This window comes from Thalassotalea fonticola (assembly GCF_032911225.1).
GTDB classification, from domain to species: Bacteria; Pseudomonadota; Gammaproteobacteria; order Enterobacterales; family Alteromonadaceae; genus Thalassotalea_A; species Thalassotalea_A fonticola.
This window is the reverse complement of the sequence record NZ_CP136600.1, coordinates 386,386-411,208: the sequence shown is the minus strand read 5'-3', so window position 1 is coordinate 411,208 and position 24,823 is coordinate 386,386. Positions and strand designations below refer to the sequence as shown.

General features: G+C 38.8%; 24 protein-coding genes. 1 reads left to right on the top strand and 23 read right to left on the bottom strand.

The features are described from left to right. Position 1: 1 nt before the first annotated feature. The 6 genes from proQ to ccoG form a co-directional block, all read right to left on the bottom strand. Positions 2 to 640 carry an RNA chaperone ProQ gene (gene proQ / locus RI844_RS01770; RefSeq protein ID WP_348398302.1) on the bottom strand — a complete coding sequence of 213 codons (639 nt, stop codon included), beginning with the start codon at positions 638 to 640 and terminating at the stop codon, positions 2 to 4. Between the two features lie 16 nt (positions 641 to 656). Further along, positions 657 to 944 (bottom strand): hypothetical protein, encoded by a 288-nt coding sequence (locus RI844_RS01765; protein ID WP_348396761.1) that lies wholly within the window; start codon positions 942 to 944, stop codon positions 657 to 659. A gap of 21 nt (positions 945 to 965) precedes the next feature. Continuing rightward, positions 966 to 1,427, bottom strand: coding sequence for a GAF domain-containing protein (locus tag RI844_RS01760; RefSeq protein WP_348398301.1), 462 nt, complete (start codon positions 1,425 to 1,427; stop codon positions 966 to 968). Between the two features lie 104 nt (positions 1,428 to 1,531). Continuing rightward, positions 1,532 to 2,242 (bottom strand): SIMPL domain-containing protein, encoded by a 711-nt coding sequence (locus tag RI844_RS01755; protein WP_348396760.1) that lies wholly within the window; start codon positions 2,240 to 2,242, stop codon positions 1,532 to 1,534. A 3-nt stretch (positions 2,243 to 2,245) separates the two neighbouring features. Further along, on the bottom strand, positions 2,246 to 2,869 hold the full coding sequence (locus RI844_RS01750; protein WP_348396759.1) for a DUF2057 domain-containing protein: 624 nt from the start codon (positions 2,867 to 2,869) through the stop codon (positions 2,246 to 2,248). A gap of 327 nt (positions 2,870 to 3,196) precedes the next feature. After that, positions 3,197 to 4,564, bottom strand: coding sequence for a cytochrome c oxidase accessory protein CcoG (ccoG, locus tag RI844_RS01745; protein ID WP_348396758.1), 1,368 nt, complete (start codon positions 4,562 to 4,564; stop codon positions 3,197 to 3,199). A 122-nt stretch (positions 4,565 to 4,686) separates the two neighbouring features. Between ccoG and RI844_RS01740 the strand changes: the two genes are divergently transcribed. Next, positions 4,687 to 6,099: an aminotransferase-like domain-containing protein gene (locus tag RI844_RS01740; RefSeq protein ID WP_348396757.1), complete on the top strand. Its 1,413-nt coding sequence runs from the start codon at positions 4,687 to 4,689 to the stop codon at positions 6,097 to 6,099. Positions 6,100 to 6,240: 141 nt separating this feature from the next. On the opposite strand, the gene prpF is transcribed toward RI844_RS01740, so the two are convergent. From prpF to acpP, 17 genes are all read right to left on the bottom strand, one after another. Further along, the gene (gene prpF, locus RI844_RS01735) at positions 6,241 to 7,419 is read right to left on the bottom strand and encodes a 2-methylaconitate cis-trans isomerase PrpF (protein WP_348396756.1); all 1,179 of its coding nucleotides are present in this window, start codon (positions 7,417 to 7,419) and stop codon (positions 6,241 to 6,243) included. 171 nt (positions 7,420 to 7,590) lie between these two features. Beyond that, entirely contained in the window at positions 7,591 to 10,194 is a 2,604-nt protein-coding gene (gene acnD, locus RI844_RS01730) for a Fe/S-dependent 2-methylisocitrate dehydratase AcnD (RefSeq protein WP_348396755.1), read from the bottom strand. A 92-nt stretch (positions 10,195 to 10,286) separates the two neighbouring features. Then, positions 10,287 to 11,411, bottom strand: coding sequence for a bifunctional 2-methylcitrate synthase/citrate synthase (prpC, locus tag RI844_RS01725; RefSeq protein WP_348396754.1), 1,125 nt, complete (start codon positions 11,409 to 11,411; stop codon positions 10,287 to 10,289). An 80-nt stretch (positions 11,412 to 11,491) separates the two neighbouring features. Then, a complete protein-coding gene (prpB, locus tag RI844_RS01720; RefSeq protein ID WP_348396753.1) occupies positions 11,492 to 12,382 on the bottom strand; it encodes a methylisocitrate lyase in 891 nt (296 codons plus the stop codon). Position 12,383: 1 nt separating this feature from the next. Further along, positions 12,384 to 13,067: a GntR family transcriptional regulator gene (locus RI844_RS01715; protein WP_348396752.1), complete on the bottom strand. Its 684-nt coding sequence runs from the start codon at positions 13,065 to 13,067 to the stop codon at positions 12,384 to 12,386. A gap of 226 nt (positions 13,068 to 13,293) precedes the next feature. After that, positions 13,294 to 14,523: a nucleoside recognition domain-containing protein gene (locus RI844_RS01710; RefSeq protein WP_348396751.1), complete on the bottom strand. Its 1,230-nt coding sequence runs from the start codon at positions 14,521 to 14,523 to the stop codon at positions 13,294 to 13,296. Between the two features lie 985 nt (positions 14,524 to 15,508). Further along, positions 15,509 to 16,150: a glutathione S-transferase family protein gene (locus RI844_RS01705; protein ID WP_348396750.1), complete on the bottom strand. Its 642-nt coding sequence runs from the start codon at positions 16,148 to 16,150 to the stop codon at positions 15,509 to 15,511. A 50-nt stretch (positions 16,151 to 16,200) separates the two neighbouring features. Beyond that, a complete protein-coding gene (locus RI844_RS01700; RefSeq protein WP_348396749.1) occupies positions 16,201 to 16,968 on the bottom strand; it encodes a TatD family hydrolase in 768 nt (255 codons plus the stop codon). 200 nt (positions 16,969 to 17,168) lie between these two features. Next, on the bottom strand, positions 17,169 to 17,693 hold the full coding sequence (locus RI844_RS01695) for a hypothetical protein (RefSeq protein ID WP_348396748.1): 525 nt from the start codon (positions 17,691 to 17,693) through the stop codon (positions 17,169 to 17,171). A 33-nt stretch (positions 17,694 to 17,726) separates the two neighbouring features. Then, complete coding sequence (locus tag RI844_RS01690) at positions 17,727 to 18,425, bottom strand: HupE/UreJ family protein (protein ID WP_348396747.1); 699 nt, start codon at positions 18,423 to 18,425, stop codon at positions 17,727 to 17,729. 74 nt (positions 18,426 to 18,499) lie between these two features. Beyond that, entirely contained in the window at positions 18,500 to 18,826 is a 327-nt protein-coding gene (locus RI844_RS01685; protein WP_348396746.1) for a PilZ domain-containing protein, read from the bottom strand. Between the two features lie 207 nt (positions 18,827 to 19,033). After that, positions 19,034 to 19,948, bottom strand: coding sequence for a hypothetical protein (locus tag RI844_RS01680; protein ID WP_348396745.1), 915 nt, complete (start codon positions 19,946 to 19,948; stop codon positions 19,034 to 19,036). 22 nt (positions 19,949 to 19,970) lie between these two features. After that, positions 19,971 to 20,603: a dTMP kinase gene (gene tmk, locus RI844_RS01675; RefSeq protein ID WP_348396744.1), complete on the bottom strand. Its 633-nt coding sequence runs from the start codon at positions 20,601 to 20,603 to the stop codon at positions 19,971 to 19,973. A gap of 435 nt (positions 20,604 to 21,038) precedes the next feature. Beyond that, on the bottom strand, positions 21,039 to 22,034 hold the full coding sequence (gene mltG, locus RI844_RS01670; protein ID WP_348396743.1) for an endolytic transglycosylase MltG: 996 nt from the start codon (positions 22,032 to 22,034) through the stop codon (positions 21,039 to 21,041). Then, positions 22,034 to 22,840: an aminodeoxychorismate lyase gene (gene pabC / locus RI844_RS01665; RefSeq protein ID WP_348396742.1), complete on the bottom strand. Its 807-nt coding sequence runs from the start codon at positions 22,838 to 22,840 to the stop codon at positions 22,034 to 22,036. The genes mltG and pabC overlap by 1 nt, the downstream gene beginning before the upstream one ends. 276 nt (positions 22,841 to 23,116) lie before the next feature. Further along, the gene (gene fabF / locus RI844_RS01660) at positions 23,117 to 24,358 is read right to left on the bottom strand and encodes a beta-ketoacyl-ACP synthase II (RefSeq protein ID WP_348398300.1); all 1,242 of its coding nucleotides are present in this window, start codon (positions 24,356 to 24,358) and stop codon (positions 23,117 to 23,119) included. A gap of 137 nt (positions 24,359 to 24,495) precedes the next feature. After that, positions 24,496 to 24,729, bottom strand: coding sequence for an acyl carrier protein (gene acpP, locus RI844_RS01655; protein ID WP_033078142.1), 234 nt, complete (start codon positions 24,727 to 24,729; stop codon positions 24,496 to 24,498). Positions 24,730 to 24,823: the final 94 nt, after the last annotated feature.

Here is a 24,823-nt window from a genome sequence, read left to right as displayed (position 1 = left end):
TTTATTTGGTAAAGATTTTGTCCGCTTGTGTTTTAACCACCATACCTGAGGTTAACTGTACACTTACATCTTTACCGGCTACTTCTGTAATAGTAGCATCTAATGGTGAATTCCCAACCTGAACCATTACATTCATACCTGCGGTTAATGAATTTGCTTCAGCTTGAGTTAATTTAACTTTTGGTTTAGCTGGCATTTTTTTAGCTTTGCCAACTCTAGGTTTTGGTTTACTTGCTACTGTAGAGCCTTTATCACCTGCTTTAGTTCCTTTATAAGACGTATTTTCTTTTTTGTCTTGTGTTTTTTTGTTAGCAAATTTGTCTTGGCTCTCTTTAAGAGTTTTAGCAGCAAAGTCTGCTTGTTCTTGATCGATAAGCTCAGCGTCTTCACCAACAAGGTTTACACGATGATTACCAGCTTTAATCGACTTAAGGTAACGCCAGCTCGATGTATAGTGCCTAAGCGCTTGACGCAATTGTGTTTTACTTACTTTTTCGTCACTTTCAAGTTCAGTTGCCAACTCTTGAAAAATACCAATTTTTAAAGGTTTTACTTTGCCTTCGATAGAGAAACATGCCGGGAATTTCTCCACTAAGTGGGCGATGATTTCTTTGCTGGTAATACGTTTTGTTTCCATAATATTTTACTTCAATTAATTAATTTTGTTGTTCAAGATATTGTTCACGGTTTTCAAGCAGATGCCTGCACCAATCATAAATATCGTCATATTCTAATTCTGGTAGGCTTTCTTCACCTATCCACGCATCCCAGACTAAATTAAGTAAATTAGTTAATTCTTCTGGGTCGATGTCATCTTCAGCCATTTGATAAATGGTGTGATAAAATTCATTTACTTTTTCTGCAACACACTCTTCTTCACCGTCCCAATCGCCAACTACGGCATCAGACACTAAAAAATCATGTATTACGACAAATTCTTTCATTCTGTATAAATCACTTTTATTCTATAAAGCCAATTGCTTTTCAAAAGCATGAACTATGGCTTGCAATCCTTGTGCATCTTCTTGATCAAAATACCCCTTGGTAACACTGTCGATATCTAGCACAGCGATAACGTTTCCTTGATGATATATTGGAATAACTACTTCAGAGTTACTCGCAGCATCACAGGCGATATGACCTTCAAATTGATGTACATCAGCAACTAACTGAATACGTTGTTCACTTACCGCGGTACCGCAAACACCGCGCCCGACAGGGATTCGTATGCAAGCAACTTGCCCCTGAAACGGCCCTAAAACCAATTCATTCTTATTCAGGCGATAAAAACCAGCCCAGTTCACATCATCAAACGCATTAAACAGTATGGCACTGATATTTGCCATATTGGCAATCATATCATTTTCGTCGCTAATTATCGCTTCAACCTGGCCTAACATGCTTTGATAAAAATCAGTTTTATCCACTTTTATAAAAACCATTTTACAAAAGCGCTTAACATACCTTGTAAGCACTATTATTTAAAGCATTACTGATTGTTTTTTAGAAAAAATATCGATAAAAATACATATTAATGAATTATTGAATAAATTAGCGTTACTTGCGCACTAATTTCCCTTTTTCCAGGGTTAGATCTAAATGAAATAGATTTTGCGCCTTCACTGGAATCTGCCATTAATACTCGTGGTGCACCATGTGGAAATTCACTCATATGAGTTACTACGCCAAGCTTCATATTTAATTTACTGGCAATCTGTTGTGCTTTGGCTTTTGCATCTTTAATCGCAACATTAAGTGCTTGACGATAATACTCATCAGCTTTACTGGTTTGATATTGCAATGGCGAGATATGTTTTACGCCAAGCCGAATGGCTTGATCTAAAATAGGATCGTAATGCTTAAAATTAGTCAAAATAAACGTAACTTGTCTCGACACTTCAATAAGTGATGGTTGATACAGGTCTTGAGTGCTTTGGGAATGGTTATCAAAAATGGGACGAATACTCATTTGTGTAGTTTCTATCGCATGTTGAGCAACTCCGATTGTTTTTGCTAAGTCGAGTAACTCTTGAGTTTTTTCATCAACGACTGTTTTTGCCTGTTCCGCGGTCATAGCACGATCGGCTAAAGTGATGGAAAAAGTGAAAATATCTGGGTCGATAAGTACCGCACCTTTACCTATTACCTCTACACCTGGAGGGGTAATTTCTTGGGCATTAACTGTTTGACCGATAATAGCAAAAAGTACAACCATGAATGCGATAGCGTTACGTTTGATCATTTTTTACTGCCTCTTACTGTCTTTAATAAAAGTTAAAAACTCTTTTTGCTCTTTCTCACTGGCTTGTTGCCACCAATATTTCAGCATGGGTAAACTTTGCGGGCCTGTTTGAGTAAACTGGCCTTTATCATCTTCACTTAAACTTTGCTTAACAATGGCTTGGCGGCGACTCAGAGTCTCTTTCATAACCGTGTCGTTATAAGTAGTTAGCGACTGAGAGATTACCGGTACAGCGCTGCCATTAGGTTTAATCAAGCTTACTTTTGGAGATTTAGCAAAATGCTTTGCACCTTCGCCATCTGTTTGTTTAGGGTAACTAAACTTAAGTTTTTCTTCCTTACCTACCGAAAATAATAAAATGAACGGTTTAGACTTTACCGTTATATGATGATCTTCTGTATCATCATCGAATAACTCTGAGTACTTTAGCACTAGCACATTTTGTCCAGGTAGCAATGCTAGTTTTGTTTCACTTGCAAAAAAATTGGCAGAGAACTCTTCGCCATTTAATCGCTCAACCACAAAAGTGTCTGGAATGATTAATTCGGTTGCCATTACTTGACTAATGAAGCCGACAGTGAAAATTACTATGGATGTAATGCAGTGTTTAATGGTTTTTAAAGTCATAGGTATCTTTTATATATCGAACAAATTCTATAATACCATTTTGCATAAGAAATGAGTCACTCAGCGATACTCAAAGAGTTTTAGGCAAGGCTTTCATTTTGTACTGTGGTTATTCCACTGAAAAAATGTTTAACGCAGCATAAAACTCTTTAAGCATCGCCCCTTGGGTGACTATATACTTATGCAGATTGGTATAAAACGTCATTTCTGATCTCAGTATAATATATTTTTTCTTCTATAAAATATAAAGACATCAATAAATTAAAATTATTGATGTCTTTATAAAGTAACGATTTAAGTAATGGTAAATAAATAAATACTATTTTTTTATAGATAATGAAAAGTAGAATTTATTTTAACGGGTTTATGTTCTCCAGTTTTATCTTTTAATACAAATTCGAACTGTTTAAACTTTTGTTGATAATTTTCAGGCGCTATTAAGGTTACCGTAAACGTAGATGAGGTTTGCGCATGTGCCATGACGATTTTGCTCATATCAATGGTAAAGTTATCTAACCCAATGTTGTCGAGTTCAAATTCCGTCGGTTTATTGGTTTTATTTAGTATTTTAATTTGATAAGAGTTTTCAACACCACCAACATTGTTAATGCGGTATAAGGCATTTCGATCTTTTAATACCGACACTTCAAATTGACTGCGATTAGTGATCCACAATAATAAAAAGGTAACACTTATCAAGATTAATGCAATATAGCCATAATCAGCTTTGCTTTTAGACCGAGATGCCGCTTCGCCTTTATAACCAATTAACCCTTTAGCATAGGAGAACTTTTTCATCGTTTCATCACAAGCATCGATACACAGACCGCAACTAATGCAATCATATTGTAAGCCATCGCGGATATCTATTCCTACCGGACAAACAACAACGCATAAATTACAGTCGACGCAATCCCCTAAATGATCCGGTTTTGGTTGATTAAGCTTGCGCGGACCTCGCTGCTCACCACGCATTTCGTCATAAGTAACAACCTTAGTGGTTTCATTGAACATCACTGACTGAAAACGCGCGTAAGGGCACATATGTTGGCACATTTTCTCGCGTATCCAACTCGCATTTACATAAGTACATAACGCAAAAAACATTACCCAAGCGCTAATAAGCGGTGAGACGTTAAGAGTAAAAAGCTCGGTATATATATCGGTTGCCGGGACAAAGTATGACATAAATACAACTCCTGTAAGCACTGAAATAGCCTGCCAAGAAATATGCTTAGCGACTTTTTTTAAAACTTTTTCACCGCTCAATTTTTGTTTATCAAGTTTGATGCGTTGCTGACGATTACCTTCAATACGGTGCTCTACCCATAAAAACAATAAGGTCCAAACCGTTTGCGGACAGATAAAACCGCACCATATACGCCCATACTTGCTCGAAACATAAAACAAGGCGAATGCTGCAATAATAAAAATGAAGGTAAAAATAAGCAGATCTTGTGGATAAAAATAATAGTTAAACACTTTTAAATGCTGGGCAGCCACATCAAACAGCACAGCTTGTTCTCCTTGGTAATGAATAAACGGGATACCTATAAACGCCAACATTAAAAACACGCTTAAGCTTCGTCTAATTTTTTGATAGAAGCCTTTTTGCTCTTTAACATAGATTTTTTCGTCAATATGTTTTGTTTGAAATATGAGCTGATTTTTGTCAATTGTTTTGCGAATGCCCATTATACGGCTCCGAAGGCAGGAAAAATAATTATGTAATTTTAAAACCTCACACTTTCTGGGTACAGGTACAGACAATTGATATACAATGGGTACAGAGCATTTAAGTTAACGAAAGAGGTTTTATGACAGTTAATAAGTATCAAGCGCTTGCTAATAAGATCATTTCACAGGTAAATACTGGCCAGTTGTGTTTTGGTGAAAAGTTACCGTCAATAAGGACAATGGCTAATACCCATAATGTGTCTAAGAATACGGTAATAAAAGCGCTTGCAGATCTTGAAAGAAATGACTACATAGAAGCGCGAATAAGACAGGGCTTTTTTGTTAAGTTTAAAGGTTTAAAAAATGATGCACCTGTACCGTTAAATGTAGAGATACAACCGGTAGAAGTAACCATTCCACAAATTTTTTACGACATTATGCAGCGCAGCGCAGCGTTTGACATATTGCCTAGTGCCAATGAACAATATCAATCAAAGTACTTATTGCAACTACAAAAAGACATTAACAAAGCGACCAAAAACAGCCCTTTTATCAAAGCTTCCTATTATGACTCCCCTATTGGGCTGTTAAATTTGAGAAAACAAATACGTGAACGCTACCGTAATCGAGGTTTTCTCATTAATGAAAGCGACCTTTGCATCACTTCGGGTTGTCAGCACAGCTTATTTTTGTCTCTATTTTCAGTTTGTAAGCCAGGAGATACCGTGGCTGTAGAGAGCCCAGGGTACTATGGGATCATTCAATTGTTAGAACAACTGCAATTGAATATAGTTGAAATCCCGGTATCAGGTGATACCGGCATAGAATTAAATGCGCTTGCACAAGCCGCTGAAAAATGGGATATCGTTGCGGTGGTTGTAACGCCTTCATTTTCTACACCAACAGGTGCATTAATGCCAATAAATAATCGTCAGCGTCTGATAAATATAGCCAACATGCATAATTTAGCGGTTATTGAAGATGATATATATGGTGAGCTTGGTTTTGATAGCAACCTGCCACCAGTTAAATCATTTGATACCGAGCAGCGTGTTATTTTATGCAGTTCTTTTTCAAAGTGTCTTTCAAGAGATTTACGAATTGGCTGGGTAAGTGGTGGTCGATGGCATGACAAAATAATTCGCTTAAAATTGACCAGTCAATTGGCTAGCGGACAATTGCAGCAACAGGCCGTTGCAGACTTTATGGTGAATGGCCACTTTAAACGTCATATAAACAGTTTCAAAAACAGTCTTTTACTACATCGAAATCAACTACTCAGTGCTTTATTGCAATATGGTCCAGTCTCAATAAAATATACCCTTCCCAACGGTGGTTTGGCGCTTTGGGTTGAGTTTGAACAACATGTTGATACCACTAAGTTGTATTCAAAAGCACTCAAAGAAAATATTATCTTAACACCAGGGCAATTGTTTTCCAGCGCAGGACATTTTAAAAACAGCATACGAATCAGCTTCAATCACCCATTTACTGGACAACGTTTAAATGCATTAAAACAAGTTACTACCAAGTTAATTAAATCAGTACTTTGATGCACTCCGTTTTCCCCATCCATGGTGCGCAAGGGTAAGCACATCCTTGTGCAAAAAAGCGGACATAGTCCGCTTTTAGATATTTCCTTACAAGGAAAATATTAATTCATACTCAACCATATTCATTTAAAGCTTAGCTTTTTAAAACGAATCTCCGGGAATTCTTACCCAACCTTCCATAAGTACGCGTGCACTACGGCTCATAATAGCTTTGTTAACTGTCCAAGCACCATTTACTTCAGCCGCTTCTGCGCCAACTTTTAATGTACCTGATGGGTGACCAAAGGTAACAGTGTTACGCTCACCGCCGCCCGCTGCAAGGTTAACAAGAGTACCAGGGATTGCCGCAGCAGTACCTATGGCAACAGCTGCTGTGCCCATCATTGCATGGTGTAGTTTACCCATAGACAAGGCACGGACATTTAAGTCGATGTCACTCGCGGTGATGTCTTTACCACTTGAAGAAGTATACGCTTTAGCAGGTGATACAAAGGCTACTTTAGGCGTGTGCTGGCGTGCTTTTGCCTCAGATACATCACTGATTAATCCCATTTTTATGGCGCCATGGGCACGAACGGTTTCAAACCAATTTAAGATCTCATCACTGCCATTAATCGCTTCTTGTAGCTCAGTACCTTGGTAACCAATCTCTTCTGCATTTAAGAAAATAGTTGGTATGCCTGCGGTGATCATTGTGGCTTTAAATGTGCCAATACCAGGGACTTCTAAATCATCAACAACATTACCTGTTGGAAACATTGCCTCTGATGGGTCTACAGGTGCTATAAATTCAACAGGCACTTCAGCAGCAGGAAAAGTAACACCATCTAATTCAAAACACCCTGTTTCTTGAACTTCGCCGTTTGTAATTGGTACTTGCGCAACAATGGTTTTGGAAATGTTTTTCTGCCAAATTCGAACCGTACATACACCATTTTCAGGGATACGGGCGGGATCTACAAGACCAGACATAATCGCAAAAGAACCAACTGCAGCAGTTAAATTACCACAGTTACCCGACCAATCAACAAACGCTTTATCAATGGCCACTTGACCAAACAAATAGTCTACATCGTGATCTGCTACTTCGCTTTTCGCTAAAATAACCGTTTTACTGGTGCTTGATGTGGCACCACCCATACCGTCTGTTTGTTTACCGTATGGATCTGGAGAACCAATAACGCGAAGTAACATGTTATCGCGGGCTTCACCTGGTACCTGACAACGATCAGGTAAATCAGTTAAATTAAAAAATACACCTTTTGATGTACCACCACGAATATACGTAGCAGGGATCTTTACTTGAGGAATTGAACTCATTAGTTTGTCCTTTATATATCTACAAAAATGGCACATAGAATGTGCCATTTGAAAATTATCTCAATAGAGTTTGATGCTATACGAATTATTTACACTAAGAGCAAGGCGGCTGCACTGAACTTGGTTTACCAAGTGAGTACAGCCAATGCAGCTATCAGTGTAAATAAACGTTTAGGCATTAGACTCGAGGAAGTCGTTGGCAAACTTCTGAAGTACTCCGCCAGCAGCGTAAACAGAAACTTCTTCAGCTGTATCTAAACGACACTTCACTGGGATCTCTACTACTTCGCCATTACGACGCGTCATTATCACAGTCATTGCTGCGCCTGGTGCAGTAGTTCCTGCAACATCGTAAGTTTCAGTGCCATCAATGTTGTAAGTGTGACGAGTTTCACCATTAGTAAATTCTAATGGTAGTACCCCCATACCAACTAAGTTGGTGCGGTGAATACGCTCGAAACCTTCAGAAACAATAACTTCTACACCAGCAAGACGAACGCCTTTTGCAGCCCAATCACGTGATGAACCTTGACCATAGTCAGCACCCGCGATGATAATCAATGGCTGTTTACGCTGCATGTAAGTTTCAATCGCTTCCCACATACGAGATTCAGTACCTTCTGGCTCAATACGAGCTAGAGAGCCTTGCTTAACTTCGCCGTTATCATCTTTACACATTTCATTGAAAAGTTTCGGATTAGCAAACGTTGCACGTTGTGCCGTTAAGTGATCACCACGGTGTGTTGCGTATGAGTTAAAATCAGCTTCTGGTAAGCCCATTTTATCTAGATAAGCACCTGCTGCACTGTTTAATTGAATAGCGTTAGATGGTGATAGATGATCGGTAGTAATGTTGTCACCAAGGACTGCTAATGGCACCATTCCTTTCATTGTACGTTCACCGGCTAATGCACCTTCCCAATATGGCGGACGGCGAATATAAGTACTGGTTTCATCCCAAGCGTATAATGGGCTTTCAGCTGGTTCGAATGCGCCTAAATCAAACATTGGCGTATAAACTTTATTGAACTGCTCAGGCTTAACGCTTGATTCGACTATTGCATCGATTTCTTCATCACTTGGCCAAATATCTTTAAGCGTAATGTCGTTACCGTTTTGATCTTGACCTAGAATGTCTTTTTCAATATCAAAACGCATGGTACCGGCAATCGCGTAAGCAACAACAAGTGGTGGTGACGCCAAGAACGCTTGTTTCGCGTGCGGGTGTATACGACCATCAAAGTTACGGTTACCAGAAAGTACCGCGGTAGAATATAAATCGCGATCAATGATTTCTTGCTGTATTTTCGGATCAAGTGAACCTGACATCCCATTACAGGTAGTACATGCATAACCAACAATACCAAAACCAAGCTTTTCCATTTCTGGTAATAAACCTGACTCTTCAAGATAAAGCTTCGCAACTTTTGAACCTGGAGCAAATGACGATTTAACCCAAGGCTTACGCACTAAACCTAATTCGTTTGCACGCTTAGCAATAAGACCAGCTGCAACAACGTTACGAGGGTTAGATGTGTTAGTACATGAAGTAATAGCTGCAATAATTACAGCACCATCAGGCATTAGGCCTTGCTCTTCTTCAGCCTTACAAGCGTCTAAGTCTTTGGCAATGTCTTTCGATGCTAAATCCGAAGTTGCTAGACGACGATGTGGATTAGAAGGACCTGCTAAGTTACGAGTAACGGTTGATAAATCAAACTCGATAACACGTGGATACTGTGCTTCAACTAAATCATCGGCCCATAAACCGGTGTGCTTAGCGTACGTTTCTACTAAAGAAACTTGCTCAGGCTCACGACCGGTAATTTTTAAGTAATCAATGGTTTGTTCATCAATGTAGAACATACCCGCAGATGCACCGTATTCTGGTGTCATGTTTGAGATAGTTGCTCTGTCCCCAATGGTTAAATCTTTTGTACCTTCACCGAAGAATTCTAAGTAGCTAGAGACTACTTTTTCATTACGTAAGAATTCAGTGATTGCTAATACCATATCGGTAGCTGTGATACCTGGCTTGCGTTTACCCGTTAACTTAACACCAATAATGTTTGGTAAGCGCATCATAGATGGGCGACCAAGCATTACCGTTTCAGCTTCTAAACCACCAACACCAATAGCAATAACACCTAAGGCATCAATATGTGGTGTATGAGAATCTGTACCTACACAAGTATCAGGGAAAGCAACACCGTCACGCGCTTGAATAACAGGAGACATTTTCTCTAAGTTAATTTGATGCATGATACCGTTGCCGGCAGGGATCACATCAACATTTTTAAAGGCAGTTTTAGTCCACTCAATAAAGTGGAAGCGGTGTTCATTACGTCTGTCTTCAATGCTACGGTTTTTATCGAATGCTTCAGGATCAAAACCAGGAGCTTCTACAGCCAGAGAGTGATCAACAATTAACTGTGTAGGAACAACAGGGTTAACTTTAGCAGGATCGCCACCTTGATCAGCGATAGCGTCGCGAAGACCTGCTAAATCAACTAAGGCTGTTTGACCTAAAATATCATGACAAACTACACGAGCAGGATACCAAGGGAAATCCAGGTCTTGTTTACTTTGTATAATTTGCTTTAACGAATCAGTTAAAGTAGCAGGATCACAACGACGAACAAGTTGTTCAGCTAATACACGTGATGTATAAGGTAATTTTGCATAGCTACCAGGGGTAATGGCTTCAACCGCGGCACGCGTATCAAAGAAGTCGATATTAGCACCCGGTAGAGGCTTGCGGTATTCATAGTTCATAATGTTCTTCCACTATGTTTTTAAAAAGGGGCCATAAATATTATATTATGCTCCCCTATTATTAAGTTTTATTTAAGCTGTTGAGCAAATAATTATCTCTCAGAGATAGGACCCACAGTACGTGGTTCTGAACCGGTATAATCTGCGCTTGGGCGGATAATACGGTTATTTTCACGTTGTTCCATTACATGAGCTGCCCAACCAGTTAAACGTGAACACACAAAAATTGGTGTAAATAGTTTAGTTGGAATACCCATATAGTTGTAGGTTGATGCATGGAAAAAGTCAGCATTACAGAATAGTTTCTTGGTATCCCACATGAATTCTTCACAGGCTACAGAGATATCGTAAAGTGATGTATCACCATTTTCTTGCGCTAATTTTTCTGACCAAGATTTGATAATAACGTTACGAGGATCTGATGTGCGGTAAATTGCGTGACCAAAGCCCATAATTTTTTCTTTGCGTTCTAACATACCTGCCATTTGCTCTTTAGCATCTGATGGTGAGTTGAACTTTAAGATCATATCCATAGCTGCTTCGTTTGCGCCGCCGTGTAAAGGACCACGAAGAGTACCAATAGCACCAGTAATACATGAGAACATGTCAGAAAGTGTAGATGCACAAACACGAGCTGTAAATGTAGAAGCGTTAAACTCATGCTCAGCATAAAGAATAAGTGATACATCCATTACACGTTTGTGTTGAGCAGACGGCTCTTCACCGTTAAGAAGACGTAAGAAATGACCACCTAAAGACTCTTCTTCAGTAACACAATCAATTTTTACACCATCATGGCTGAAGCGATACCAGTAAGTCATAATTGCCGGGAATGCAGCAAGTAAACGGTTAGCAGCAGTGCGTTGCTCTGAAAAATCATTTTCAGGCTCCACGTTTCCTAAGAAAGATGCACCGGTACGCATAACATCCATAGGGTGAGCATCGGCAGGAATACGCTCTAGTACTTCTTTAAGAGCTTGTGGTAAGTCACGCATTGCATGTAGTTCTGCTTTATAAGCATCTAATTCTGCTTGATTTGGTAATTCACCGTTGAATAAAAGGTAAGCTACTTCTTCAAATGTAGAGTTCTCGGCAAGGTCTGCAACATCGTAACCACAATAAGTTAAACCTGAACCCGATTGACCCACTGTACATAATTTTGTTTCACCGGCACTTTGACCACGTAGACCTGCACCACCAATTTTTTTATCTGACATAATTTCTTTCCTAATAATTTAAATATTTGTATCTATTAATTTTGTTTAAATTTTAAGTTTCTATAACTTTTAAATATCGTTTACTTATTTTTGCCTTCAGAGAAAAGCGCATCCAGCTTTTGCTCGTAATCGTGGTAACCAAGGTAATCATAAAGATCCATACGTGTTTGCATGTTATCAATTACTGCTTTTTGGTCGCCATCGGCTAGTAAAGTTTTATAAACAAGCTCAGCGGCTTTGTTCATTGCACGAAATGCTGATAATGGGTAAAGCACCATTGCACAGCCCCACTCGCCTAATTGCTCTTTATTCCAAAGTTCAGTTTGACCAAATTCTGTAATATTTGCCAATACTGGTACATCAAGTGCTTCGGTGAATGCACGGTAGTGCTCTTCAGTTTTAACCGCTTCGGCAAATATACCGTCAGCACCAGCAGCAACGTATGCTTTAGCGCGTTCAAGGGCAGCTTCTAAACCTTCTTGAGCGAATGCATCTGTACGAGCCATGATGAAGAAGTCGTTATCTGTACGTGCGTCAACAGCGGCTTTAATACGATCAACCATTTCCTGAGTTGATACGATTTCTTTATTTGGACGATGCCCACAACGCTTTTGCGCTACTTGGTCTTCAATATGAACCGCTGCTGCTCCGGCCTTTTCCATATCGCGAACAGTTTTAGCAATATTGAATGCTCCGCCCCAACCTGTGTCGATATCAACTAACAAGGGTAAACTAGACGCCGCAGTAATACGTTGTACGTCAGCAACAACATCATTTAAAGATGTCATACCTAAATCAGGTAAACCGTAAGATGCGTTGGCAACACCGCCACCAGAAAGGTATATAGCCTGGTGACCAAGTTGCTCAGCCATCATTGCGCAATACGCATTAATCGTACCTACTACTTGTAGTGGCTTGTTGTTTTGAAGTGCTAAACGAAATTTTGCACCTGGAGATAATTGAGTTGTCATATTATTCACTTTCCTGTTCTAGTTTTCTTTCGATATTTTTGCGCGATGCTGCAATATGTCGGCGCATCAGCATTTCTGCCAATTCACCATCTCTATCAGCTATCGCATGTAAAATTGCTTTGTGCTCACCATAAGCACGACTTGCACGCGGGCTGTTCATGCCAAACTGGCAACGATACATACGTACAAGGTGATATAGTTCACCACAAAGAATATTGATTAGTTGTTGATTGTTACTGCCTTGAATCACTCGATAATGAAAATCTAAATCCCCTTCTTCCTGATAATAAGCGATGCCATCTTGAAGTTGTTTTTCTTGGCCATGAGCAGCAAGGATTGTTTGCAGCTCTTGTATTTCATCATCTTTCATTTGGTTAGCAGCTAAACGACAAGCCATACCTTCTAGTGCTTCACGAACGACATATATTTCTAGCAAGCCTTTGACGGTACATTCAACAACGCGTGAACCTACATTGGCTTTTCGCTCTATTAAATGACATTTTTCTAAACGGTTTAAGGCTTCACGAAGAGTTGAGCGACTTACTTGATATTTTTTAGCAAGTTCTGGCTCACTTATTTTGCTACCCGCGATTATTTCCCCTTCAACAATTTCATGTTGCATGGTTTCAAATATTTTATCGGCAGTGGTAACTGGTGCTTTTCTTGCTGGGTTTTTAAAGTTCATCTGACTCTATTTAATTATTTTAAACAACGGTTGCCGACGAATTGTTAAACGCTTTACTAACAATAAATTGTCGACACTTTTGATTTACACCAAGATAATACGCCGATTGAATTTTAAGTCAAGGCAAAAAATAAAGGATTGTCGACAATTAGACTAAAGAATTAGTTAAATGAAGCAAAAATGTGATATCAAAGTAAATCATTGTCCGACATACAAGCGTTTGAATTCAACCAAAAAACCAATAACAAACACCTATACCGGCACAAATTCCGCTTACATCAGCAATAAGACCACAAGTTATGGCATGGCGGGAATAACGTATACCAACGCTACCGAAATAAACCGCTAACACGTAAAAGGTAGTTTCAGTTGAACCCTGCATAATAGAGGCTAAGCGCCCGGAAAACGAGTCAGCGCCATGGGCATTCATCGTTTCTATCATCATAGCTCTAGAGCCAGAGCCACTCAGCGGCTTCATAAAAGCTGTAGGCAAAGCATCAACAAAACGAGTGTCGCCCCCCATAAAAATAACTAAATTACGTATACTGTCGACAATTAAGTCTAATGCGCCACTTGCCCTAAAAACACCGATAGCACAAAGCATTGCTAACAAGTAAGGGATAAGTTTAACGCTGACATCAAAGCCCTCTTTTGCACCAATAATAAATTGATCGTATACATTGATTTTTTTCAGATGAGCGATAGCAAGAAAACTGATCAATACCGAGATAATTAAAAAATTTCCCATAAGAGATGACTGACTGGCAAGCTGCTCTGCGGTCAATTGCGCCAAATAAATAACCAGCGCAGCGACTAGAGCCATAGCACCACTAAGATATAAAAGTATGACACCTTTATATAACTTAATGCGCTGAAACAAGGCTACCGAAACAAGACCCGCCAATGTAGAAGCAAATGTAGCAAGCAAGATAGGAAGAAATACATCGGTAGCAACCGCGGCTCCTTGTTGGGCACGATATACAAAGACACTGATTGGAAAAAGAGTAACTGATGAAGTGTTGAGCACTAAGAATAGTATTTGTGCATTACTGGCGGTATCTTTTTTAGGATTTATTTCTTGCAGATCACTCATTGCTTTTAAGCCTAGAGGCGTCGCTGCATTATCTAACCCGAGAAAATTTGCCGATAAGTTCATTGTGATTGAACCAAAAGCAGGATGGTTTTTTGGAACTTCTGGCATTAAGCGAGAAAATAACGGTGAGATTGCTTGTGCTATTTTATTAACAATACCGCCACTTTCGGCAATTTTCATCATGCCAAGCCAAAAGCTTAATATACCTATCAAACCAATGGCTATTTCAACTGTCACTTTCGACATTGAAATAATACTGCTCAGTAAATTTTCAAAGATGGCCGCGTTACCTAGAATCAGCCATTGATATAAAGAAACTACAAAAGCAATGATGAAGAAAAACAACCAGATGATATTTAACATGAATGAGCCATTAATTTATTATTATTTTATACCAGTTATCATTCAAGATGCAGGTTCAAAATACGTTTTGAGTGTTTGAGCGATTCCAATATAAGGCGCAGTTATCTAGTAATGGTTATTCTCGGCAACTGCTCCTGCGTTGCTCTAATGAAGTACATCCATATACAAACCTTACAAATAACTGCAACGACGTAGTGGGATTGCTCAAGCACTTCTTCGATGGGGTTAAAAGTAATTTATGCCGCGTTATTAAATTAAACAATGGAACAACCATTCTCGGCTTTGTCTCCTGAGTCGCCCTACCTCCACCATCCATGGTGTCGTATAAATTCAATGCCTTGCCTAAATTACTTTTAACTCCCACTGAAATCCCGTACTTTGAATAATAACGGGTATAGTTACTGATTTAGTTAATGTTTTCGCCTTTGAAAGAAAATATTAACTAAATCATTATTACCATAGCACATCAAAACAGTACGGTTAACAGTATATTTGATGCAACTTACAAGCGACAAACCGAAGTGTGGACAAGCTGTGTTAAAGATGTACAAAACCTATAGATAAACTGTGCAATGAAAAATAAAACACCCCCCCATAACAACCTATAAACCGTTGATATAATTAGATAAAAAAATAATTTAAATTATTTTAAAAATCGACTAGACTTTAATCACTTTTACACTACAATTAAAAGTCCAAGTAGCAAATTAATTGAGTTTTTACTTACGGATTTATCCAAGACTCACTACTTAAACAAATTAGCGCAGGCTCAACCTATTGAGCCATTCCCCTGAGCCTGAAGCGATTGCTTCAGGCCTTTTTTTTGCCCCACACGACGTGGGGTATGTCGAAATTACAGGGAAGTAGTATTTCGGCGTCTATTCGGTTGCCACTAAACTTTTTTTGTTGATATGGATTCACAGCCAATAGTTATATTTACTAGTGCCGGTTACATGGACCAGGGGTCATATCTGCACCTGCTATATCAAAGGTTCGAAAAAGGATCTAGATCAGTGCCTATCTCCCTTGCTCTTTTAAAAGCAGGTCTTGATTGCAACCTAGCTAAATACTCTTTAATTTCTGGCTTATAACTATCGGAGAGTCCAATTCGTTCGCCAAAATGCAGCGCCATACCAATTGCAATATCAGCAATGGTGAATCGGTTATCACATAGGTATGTATTAGTCTGCAGGTGATTAATCAACTCTCGCATCCGGGAGAACAGCCACTGAGTATAATCTTCTACAACTTGAGGGTTCAATCGTTCAGCCTTTTCTAGATGCTTATAGCGCAAGATCAAAGCTAAAGGAAATGTATAGGTAGTATCACTTTGATAAAGGTAATTTAAAAACTTTCCATATTCGGGATGCTCAACCGGAATGGCAAACTGATGTTGGTTATATTTTTCTACCAGATAATGACATATTGCTGTTGATTCGGTTAAACAAGTATTGTCATCTTTAAAAAATGGTACTGTGCCAAGCGGGTTTATTTCTAGATATTCTTTTTTTAGAAACCGAGGTGGAAATGGCAATACTTCTACTTCGTAATCGATACCCATCTCTTCAAGTGCCCATAATGAACGTAAAGAGCGACTGTCATAACAGTGCCATAATTTAATTGTCATTTTATTCTCTTTATGGAAATGGACATAATTACTAGTATCTGCAGCTGATATTAAACGTTGAATAAACGCTTGTAGTTGTCAGTAGAGAGCTTTGCAATTTCCTCAACACTCTGACCACGCACCTCAGCTAACATTTTAGCCACTTCAACCACGTAGGCTGGCTGGTTTTGTTTACCACGGTGTGGCACAGGCGCTAAATAAGGCGAGTCTGTTTCGATTAAAAATTTATCATCGGGTACCTGATGGGCAACATGACGTAAAGCAGCTGCATTTTTAAAAGTAACTATACCGGAGAACGATATATAAAAGCCCATTGCAATTGCTTGATCTGCCATTTCCCAACTTTCAGTAAAACAATGTAATACCCCACCGACTTGCTCAGCGCCCTCTTCTCGCATAATTGCCAGAGTATCTTCTTGAGCATCCCTAGTGTGAATGATAATCGGTTTATTTAGCTTTTTAGCCACGCGAATATGTTTCCTAAAGGCATCACGTTGTACTTCTTGAGTTTCTGGCGCATAGAAATAATCTAAACCGGTTTCACCGACAGCAACAACTCGGTCATGTTCAGCTAAAGCCAAAAGCTCAGCTTCATCTACCATATCTTCTTGATTTAATGGATGGACGCCACAAGATAATTGCACATTGTCATATTTTTCGGTTTTAGCTGCCATGTTCGGGAATTCTTTCAGTGTTACTGACACACACAACATATGGCTTACATTTGCCGTAGTTGCTGCGTTAACAACATTGTCGAGGTCGTTATCAAAATCAGATAAGTTGAGGCGGTCTAAATGACAGTGAGAGTCTATGAACAATTGGAGCTCCAAAAGATAAAATAAATTGCGAGAATTGTAACTAAACAAGCTGTAGAGTCAAGTTTGAAGCCAGAGTAATCCCCCCTGAGTTGGTCGGTATATTAATAGGTATTAGTTACATGGAAGTGGGGTCAGAGTGAACCTATTTAAAATAGGTTCACTCTGACCCAGTATATCTGTACCTGCAACATAGCAATCAGCTATTTTTTCAAGCCTATTACGGTATATTCGCCGTTAACCTTAAGCTTAACATTGATGGCTTGATCAGTCTTATTTTTCCAGTACCAGCCATGAACCCCATTAAATGGAGCGGTAAAACTGCCTTTCATTTCAGGCAATGTGGCAATGGCATAGCTTTCATAATAACCGGTGGTATCACCTTCGGGCTCGCCGTGTAAGTCAAAATACAAGACACTACCTTCTGTTGACCATTCATATTCCATTTTTTTAAACTGTTGCATATCAAACTTAAACTCAATACCGCGCCCTGCGGGTACGGTAATGTTAAAGTTATCTGATAACTCAATTGTGTCAGCGTTCTGTTCTGGCGGCTCTGTTGTTACACTGCTATTCGCCAGTGCTGTCAGGCCAAGTTTTTCACCCATCCCGGTCGGATCAATATTATACTCAGCTGGCAAAATAAAACTCACTAATGCTAATACAGCAATAGTTAACGCAATGATTGTCGATTTAATAAGTGCTGCGGTTGATAATGTATGTTGCATTTTTATCTCTTAAGTTTGTTAACCTAACTCTGGTTAGTTTACAAAGTATCCCGTAAGTTGAAAGCCAATAAGCATAAAGCCCGCACTTACTAATAATGTATTGGTCGCGGTAGAAAAGTGCTTAAATGTGTGATGTCGTCGCCAATAACTAATGGCGAGCAAAATAAACATTAATGCTGCAAACTGCCCTATTTCTACGCCAAGGTTAAACGCGATCAAATTAGTAAACAGGCCATCTTCTGGTAATTGAAACTCTTGCAGTTTAGTGGCTAAACCAAAGCCATGGAATAAGCCAAAAATCAACACTGCGGCTTTTGCATTTGGGCTATAACCCAGAATGCGTTTAAATCCGCCTAGATTATCAAAACCTTTATATACAACAGATAAACCGATAATGGCATCTATAAGGTAGGCATTGACTTGCAGATCAAACATCACGCCAAGCAACAACGTTAAACTGTGACCTAAGGTAAACATGCTCACATATAGCAGGATGTCTCTACTTTTGTATAAGAAAAAGATCACCCCTACTAAAAACAGCAAATGATCATAGCCTGTGATCATGTGCTTGGCACCAATGTACATAAAAGGAATAAACTGTACGCCAGTATTACTTTGCAAGAATACCCGGGTACTTTCGTCGACGCCATGAGCCATTAACTCGAATGAGATAAAGCTAAACAAAAATAGCCCTAAAACGAGCAAAGGTTTGCGGATATGGTTATTTATCATGGTTTGTTCCAATAAATAATTAGGGTCAGAGTCAAGTTATTTTAGAATAGCTTGACTCTGACCCTAGTTTATTTTTACATAGTGTAAGTGGCTTCTTTCGAGTTAAGCATACGGCCTAGGTTAGATTCAATTTGATTGCGAATATTGTGCTCATCATTTAAAAATGCCACGCCAACACCTGGCTCGGTACCATTTTGAGCTCCATGAGGGGTTATCCAGCAAACAGAGGTTTCAAGTTGGACTGATTCTAATTGCCCGGGAAGCGTGACCTCTAAATTAACTTTATCACCAAGTTCAAACTGCTCAGTAGTTTTAATGAATAGTCCGCCTTGCTTTAAAAATGGCATGTAGGCCATATACAAGTCGCGTTCGTTTTTAAATTCTAATGCAAAGTTACTCATTTTAGTTCCTAACAATCCTTTTTTATTTTTATCCCAGCGTTAGTATTGGCTAGTCATATGCCAATTTGATGATGTATGTGTTCTTCTTTTTCATGAGGAAAAACGGGTAAATACAATGCATAAAATTTACTAAGTAGTTACTCTACTTATAAATTTTATAAAGCAGTAGTTATTCGTTTTAACCATTAAAAATGAACAGATATTTAATCAACTTGGTATTAGTACATGTTCAATATCCACTAATAACGCTTCAATAGTAAAGCTTTTATTTGCTTGCGTTAATAACTTTATTTGTTTTGTAGCTTGACTCAATAAGTTTAGACACTGCCATAGTTGCTCATTAGAATAGCAACCTGCTAGCTGATTCATTTCATGGCTGACTAGTGAATCTTGCCAACCGGACTGAATACGTACTAATTGATTAAATGAATTCGTTAACCAACGCATGCCATGAATATTACTTGCTAGCAAGTTTACCAATTCGTTGCCGTTATTAAACTGTTGTAAGAATACTAATAATTGTTCAATAATTTCTGCGCGCTGCTCTTGGCAGTTAGCATCCGTTAATTCAGCAAGTTCGTTTAAATTGCTAAACTCATTTATCAAGCGCTGATCATTGACTAAACGGGCAAGCTCTTCACCTGTTGGCGGACTAATTTTAACTACGCTACAGCGACTAATAATAGTAGGCAATAGCATTTCGATATCGTTACACACTAAAATTAAATAGCTGTTTAACGTTGGCTCTTCCAATGTTTTTAATAAAGCATTTGCGGCTGATTCTGTCATATTCTCTGCTGAAAATACAACGACAACTTTGTTTTTAGCAAGTTGCGCAGTTTTTTGTAAGAACGCGCCAGCGCTTCTCATTAACTCTACACCGATCGTTTTTTCGCTATTATCAATCATCACCAGATCGGGGTGAGTTTGTGCTTTCACTAATGAGCAGGATTTACATTGATCACAAGGTTCATTTATCGTTTCTGCTTGTTCGCATAACAATAACCCAGTTAACCAATTCCCCAATTCTTCCTGGCCAGCTAAATGACTGCCTAACAGTAATAATGCATGCGGCAAAAGACCTTGTTCAATTTTACTGGTAATTTCTAGTTTATTGTTCACTAGCCAGCTTTTATCTTCTAACTTAACGGCCAAAATGATGACTCAGTAATTCAGTGATATCGCTATGGACCTTTTCCATAGTCTGACTAGCATCAACAATAAAAATATTGTCGTCTGCTGTAGCTAGTTGCAGATACTTGTTGCGAACGCGATGGAAAAAATCGATCTTTTCCTGTTCTATACGATCCAATTCACCTCGAGCTTGAGCACGAGACAGGCCTAATTCAGGCTCAATATCTAAATAAAGTGTAAAGTCAGGTTTAAAGCCGTTTAAGGTTATATTAGCTATCGTATCGATTATTGAATCACTGAATTCTCGACCACCACCTTGATATGCTCTTGATGATAGATCGTGGCGATCACCTATCACCCATTTACCTTGAGCAAGGGCGGGTAATATTTTATTGGCAACAAGCTGCGAGCGACTCGCATACATTAATAACAATTCACACTCAGGAGTCACCTGTTCATCAATTGGCTCTTTGACTAATGACCTTAACTTTTCAGCCAAAGGTGTACCACCAGGCTCACGAGTTTTCTCATAGCTAATTTGCTGTGTGGATAAGAAATTTTCAATAACTTCAATGGCTGATGATTTACCTGCCCCCTCGATGCCTTCGACAACAATAAACTTTCCCTGAGATTGACCTGACATAACTTACTTCTTTCCTCTAATGTATTTGTTAACCGCAATAATAAGCTATGCTCGTTTAATGTGGTTGAAAAATGATGTTCGCCATTGCCTTTACTGACAAAATATAATCATGACGTATATAGCGATGTAAACTAGCCTTAGCATAACTTACTTCTTTCCCCTGATATATTTATTAACCGCAATAATAAGCTATGCTCGTTTAATGTGGTTGAAAAATGATGTTCGCCATTGCCTTTACTGACAAAATATAATCATGACGTATATAGCGATGTAAACTAGCCTTAGCATAACTTACTTCTTTCCCCTGATATATTTATTAACCGCAATAATAAGCTATGCTCGTTTAATGTGGTTGAAAAATGATGTTCGCCATTGCCTTTACTGACAAAATATAATCATGACGTATATAGCGATGTAAACTAGCCTTAGCATAACTTACTTCTTTCCCCTGATATATTTATTAACCGCATTATTATGCTCTTTTAATGTGGTTGAAAAATGGTGTTCACCATTGCCTTTACTAACAAAATATAAGTATGGAGTATTGGCTGGATGTAAACTGGCTTCAATAGCTGATTTACCCGGCATGGCAATAGGTGTTGGTGGCATACCGTTAATGCGATAAGTATTATACGCAGTTTTTTCTCTTAAGTTAGCATAAGTAATATCACCAGTGTAGCGTTCGCCTAAGCCATAAATTATGGTTGGGTCGGTTTGCAAACGCATTTTTTTAGCTAAACGAGTGATAAATACTGCCGAGATCAACGGTTGCTCACTTATTTTTGCCGTTTCTTTCTCTACCATTGACGCCATAATTAACACTTCATAAGGTGTTTTATAGGGTAACTTGGGGGCTCTTCCTTGCCAACTTGCTGTTAATTCTAAAGTCATGCGCTGGTAGGCCAACTTTAAAATATCAATATCTTTAGTGTTGGCTGTAAATTGATAGGTATCAGGAAAAAACAGGCCTTCAGGGTGATTGTATTTACTTTCCAACAAATTCAGTATCTGCTCAGTAGTTTTGTCAGCAAGTGTTGTTTGAATGTATTGTGTTTCGGCAAGTTGGATAAGCCAGTCTTTAAAAGTAGACCCTTCAACAAAGGTGATCTTAAATTGGTGTTCTTCACCAGTCGTTAATAATGACAACACTTGTAGCATAGTCATGTTTGGCAATAATTGATATGTACCCGCTTTAACATTGATCAAATCTGAATTTAACTTGGCATGAATGCGAAAAGCAAGTCGAGAGTCAATAAAGCCTAACTTTTTAAAGTCAGATAACACATGATTATAGGATTTACCCGTGGCAAGCGTATATAACTGCTTGTGTTCAATATTTAAGCTCGAGGAAACCCTATGATTTACATGATAAACAACACCGCCGATGGTAATGAGACCGATAAATAAAATTGCAAAGAGCAAGCGTAACATTAATCAAATTCCTTTAATTGTTGCTGTAACTTGGTCAACAAATCATGATCAATTTTCAGTGATTTACCTAGGTAGGATTTAGCTGCAACAACAGATAATAAACAATTACAGATTAACATCGATTCTGCCATATCTAACTCTTCTACTTTTGCATGACATTCGACAACGTTTGGCAACAGGGCCATCAATTTTTGTCTGATTAAACCATTAACGCCAGCCATAGACAAAATTGGTGTATACCATTTTCCCGCTCGATACCAAAACAGGTTTGCTGTATTGCACTCAATGATATAGTTTTCAAAATCGCAAACCACTACTTCATCGACATTTAAATTTTCTAATTCACCTCGTATCAAAACTTGTTCAAGACGATTTAAATGTTTTATTCCAGCCAGTATCGGATTTCGACCTAGTTTAATAGAACTCAGACCAAGCGTCAGTCCATTAGATTGCCAACCTAGATAATGTTTAGGAAATGCTGCACTTGTTACCATGACAGTTGGTTGTTGGTTAGCATCGCGAGCGTAGCCACGACTACTTTCACCGGCGCTAACAACTACTTTTACAGTCGCCAGCAAATGTGTTTTTGCCGCTTTAATCATCTCACTTGAGACTTGCTGGAAGTCTGGCTCAGTAATATTTAATTTCCGACAGCCCTGCTTTAACCTTTGAATATGACCTGATAAGTGTTCAACTTCACCATCAACCACTTTAGCTGTAGTAAATACCCCGTCACCAAAGGCAATACTTCGGTCTTTAATATCAACGTTATTGCATTGTTTAAAGTTAACTGAACTGTATAGCATATGATTATATTTATTATTTTGTATTTGATCGTAAATGAGATCCCGTTTTCGGTAACTGCTCAATGCGTTACTCTACCTCCTACTTTCCATGTAGTCGTTCAACAGGACGACGCTAGTGCATCGGTTACGGACGACATTAGTGTGTTAGTCCGTTTCTAGTTTCTAGTTTCTAGTTTCTAGTTTCTAGTTTCTAGTTTCTAAAACAACAAAGCTTGAATACCATATAGTATTCAAGCTTTTGATGTTATTGGCAAGGTCTATTTAAGCTTTACAGCGTTAAACCTTTTTAAACAGTAAAGAACCGTTTGTACCGCCAAAACCAAATGAATTACACAGAGCATAATCAAGTTTTGCCTGACGTGCTTCGCCTCTTATGTAGTCTAAATCACAACCTTCGCCTGGATTATCCAAGTTAATTGTTGGAGGAACTTCTTGGTTTTGTAGAGCCAAAATAGTAAATATTGCCTCTGCTGAGCCGGCTGCACCTAACATATGACCGGTCATTGATTTGGTTGACCCCATCATTAAGTTATAAGCATGATCACCAAATACAGATTTTGCACCGTTGGTTTCAGCAATATCACCAGCCGGTGTTGATGTGCCATGGGCATTAATATAGCCAACTTGGTTTGCATCAATACCAGCATCACGGATTGCATTAGTCATTGCAGCAGCCCCGCCTTCACCATTTGTTGGTGGTGAGGTGATATGATGTGCATCACCGCTCATACCAAACCCGCACAGTTCAGCATAAATATTCGCGCCACGAGCTTTCGCGTGTTCATACTCTTCAAGCACAACAACACCGGCACCATCACTTAACACAAAACCGTCACGATCTTTATCCCAAGGACGAGAAGCTTCTTGAGGAGCATCATTACGAGTAGATAGTGCACGAGCCGACATAAAACCACCCATACCTAATACTGTAGATGCTTTTTCTGCACCGCCAGCTACCATGGCATCGGCATCACCATAGGCAATCATACGTGCTGCATGGCCTATATTATGTACACCTGTAGTACAAGCCGTTACGATTGCAATATTAGGCCCTTTTAAACCATGCATTATTGATAAATGACCAGAGATCATATTCAGAATTGTAGATGGACAGAAAAAAGGAGACAGCTTTCGCACATTTTGACTAATGGTTTTCGCATGCCCTTCTTCAATTAAGGTTAAACCGCCAATACCTGAACCAATAGCAACACCAATACGACCGGCATTTTGTTCAGTGACTTCTAGACCTGAATCTTCTATCGCTTGATGACCTGCCGCAACACCGTACTGAATGAATAAATCCATTTTACGGGTTTCTTTCTTGGCAATACCAAATTCTTCCGGGTTAAAGTCTTTTACCAAACCAGCAAATTTAGTGGTGAAGTGAGTAAGATCAAGATGATCAATTAGGCCAATACCACTTTTACCTGCAAGTAGTGCGTCCCAAGTAGAGTGTGAATTATTTCCTAGCGGGCTTAGCATCCCCAAGCCAGTGACTACAACTCGTCGCATAACAATCAATGTCTCCGCAAATTATACAAATGTCATTATTTACTAAAGTTAAAAAATAATGACATTAATATGATTTTATTCATTTTCAAAAAACAAAAACAAAAAAGGCGGTAATAAAACCGCCTTTCGCAATAAACTATTGATTAACCGTGAGCTGTCACGTAATCGATAGCTGATTGAACTGTAGTAATTTTTTCAGCTTCTTCATCAGGAATTTCAGTATCAAATTCTTCTTCAAGAGCCATAACTAATTCTACTGTGTCTAGAGAATCTGCACCTAAGTCATCAACAAAAGATGCTTCGTTTTTTGCTTCTTCTTCTTTAACACCTAATTGTTCAACAATGATTTTTCTTACGCGTTCTTCGATAGTACTCATTATATTTCCTTTACTATATTTAGCAATTCTTACAAAATTGCGTGTAGTTTATTCGTCATCAAGTCGCCATGCAAGCATAAAATTATATTTTTAC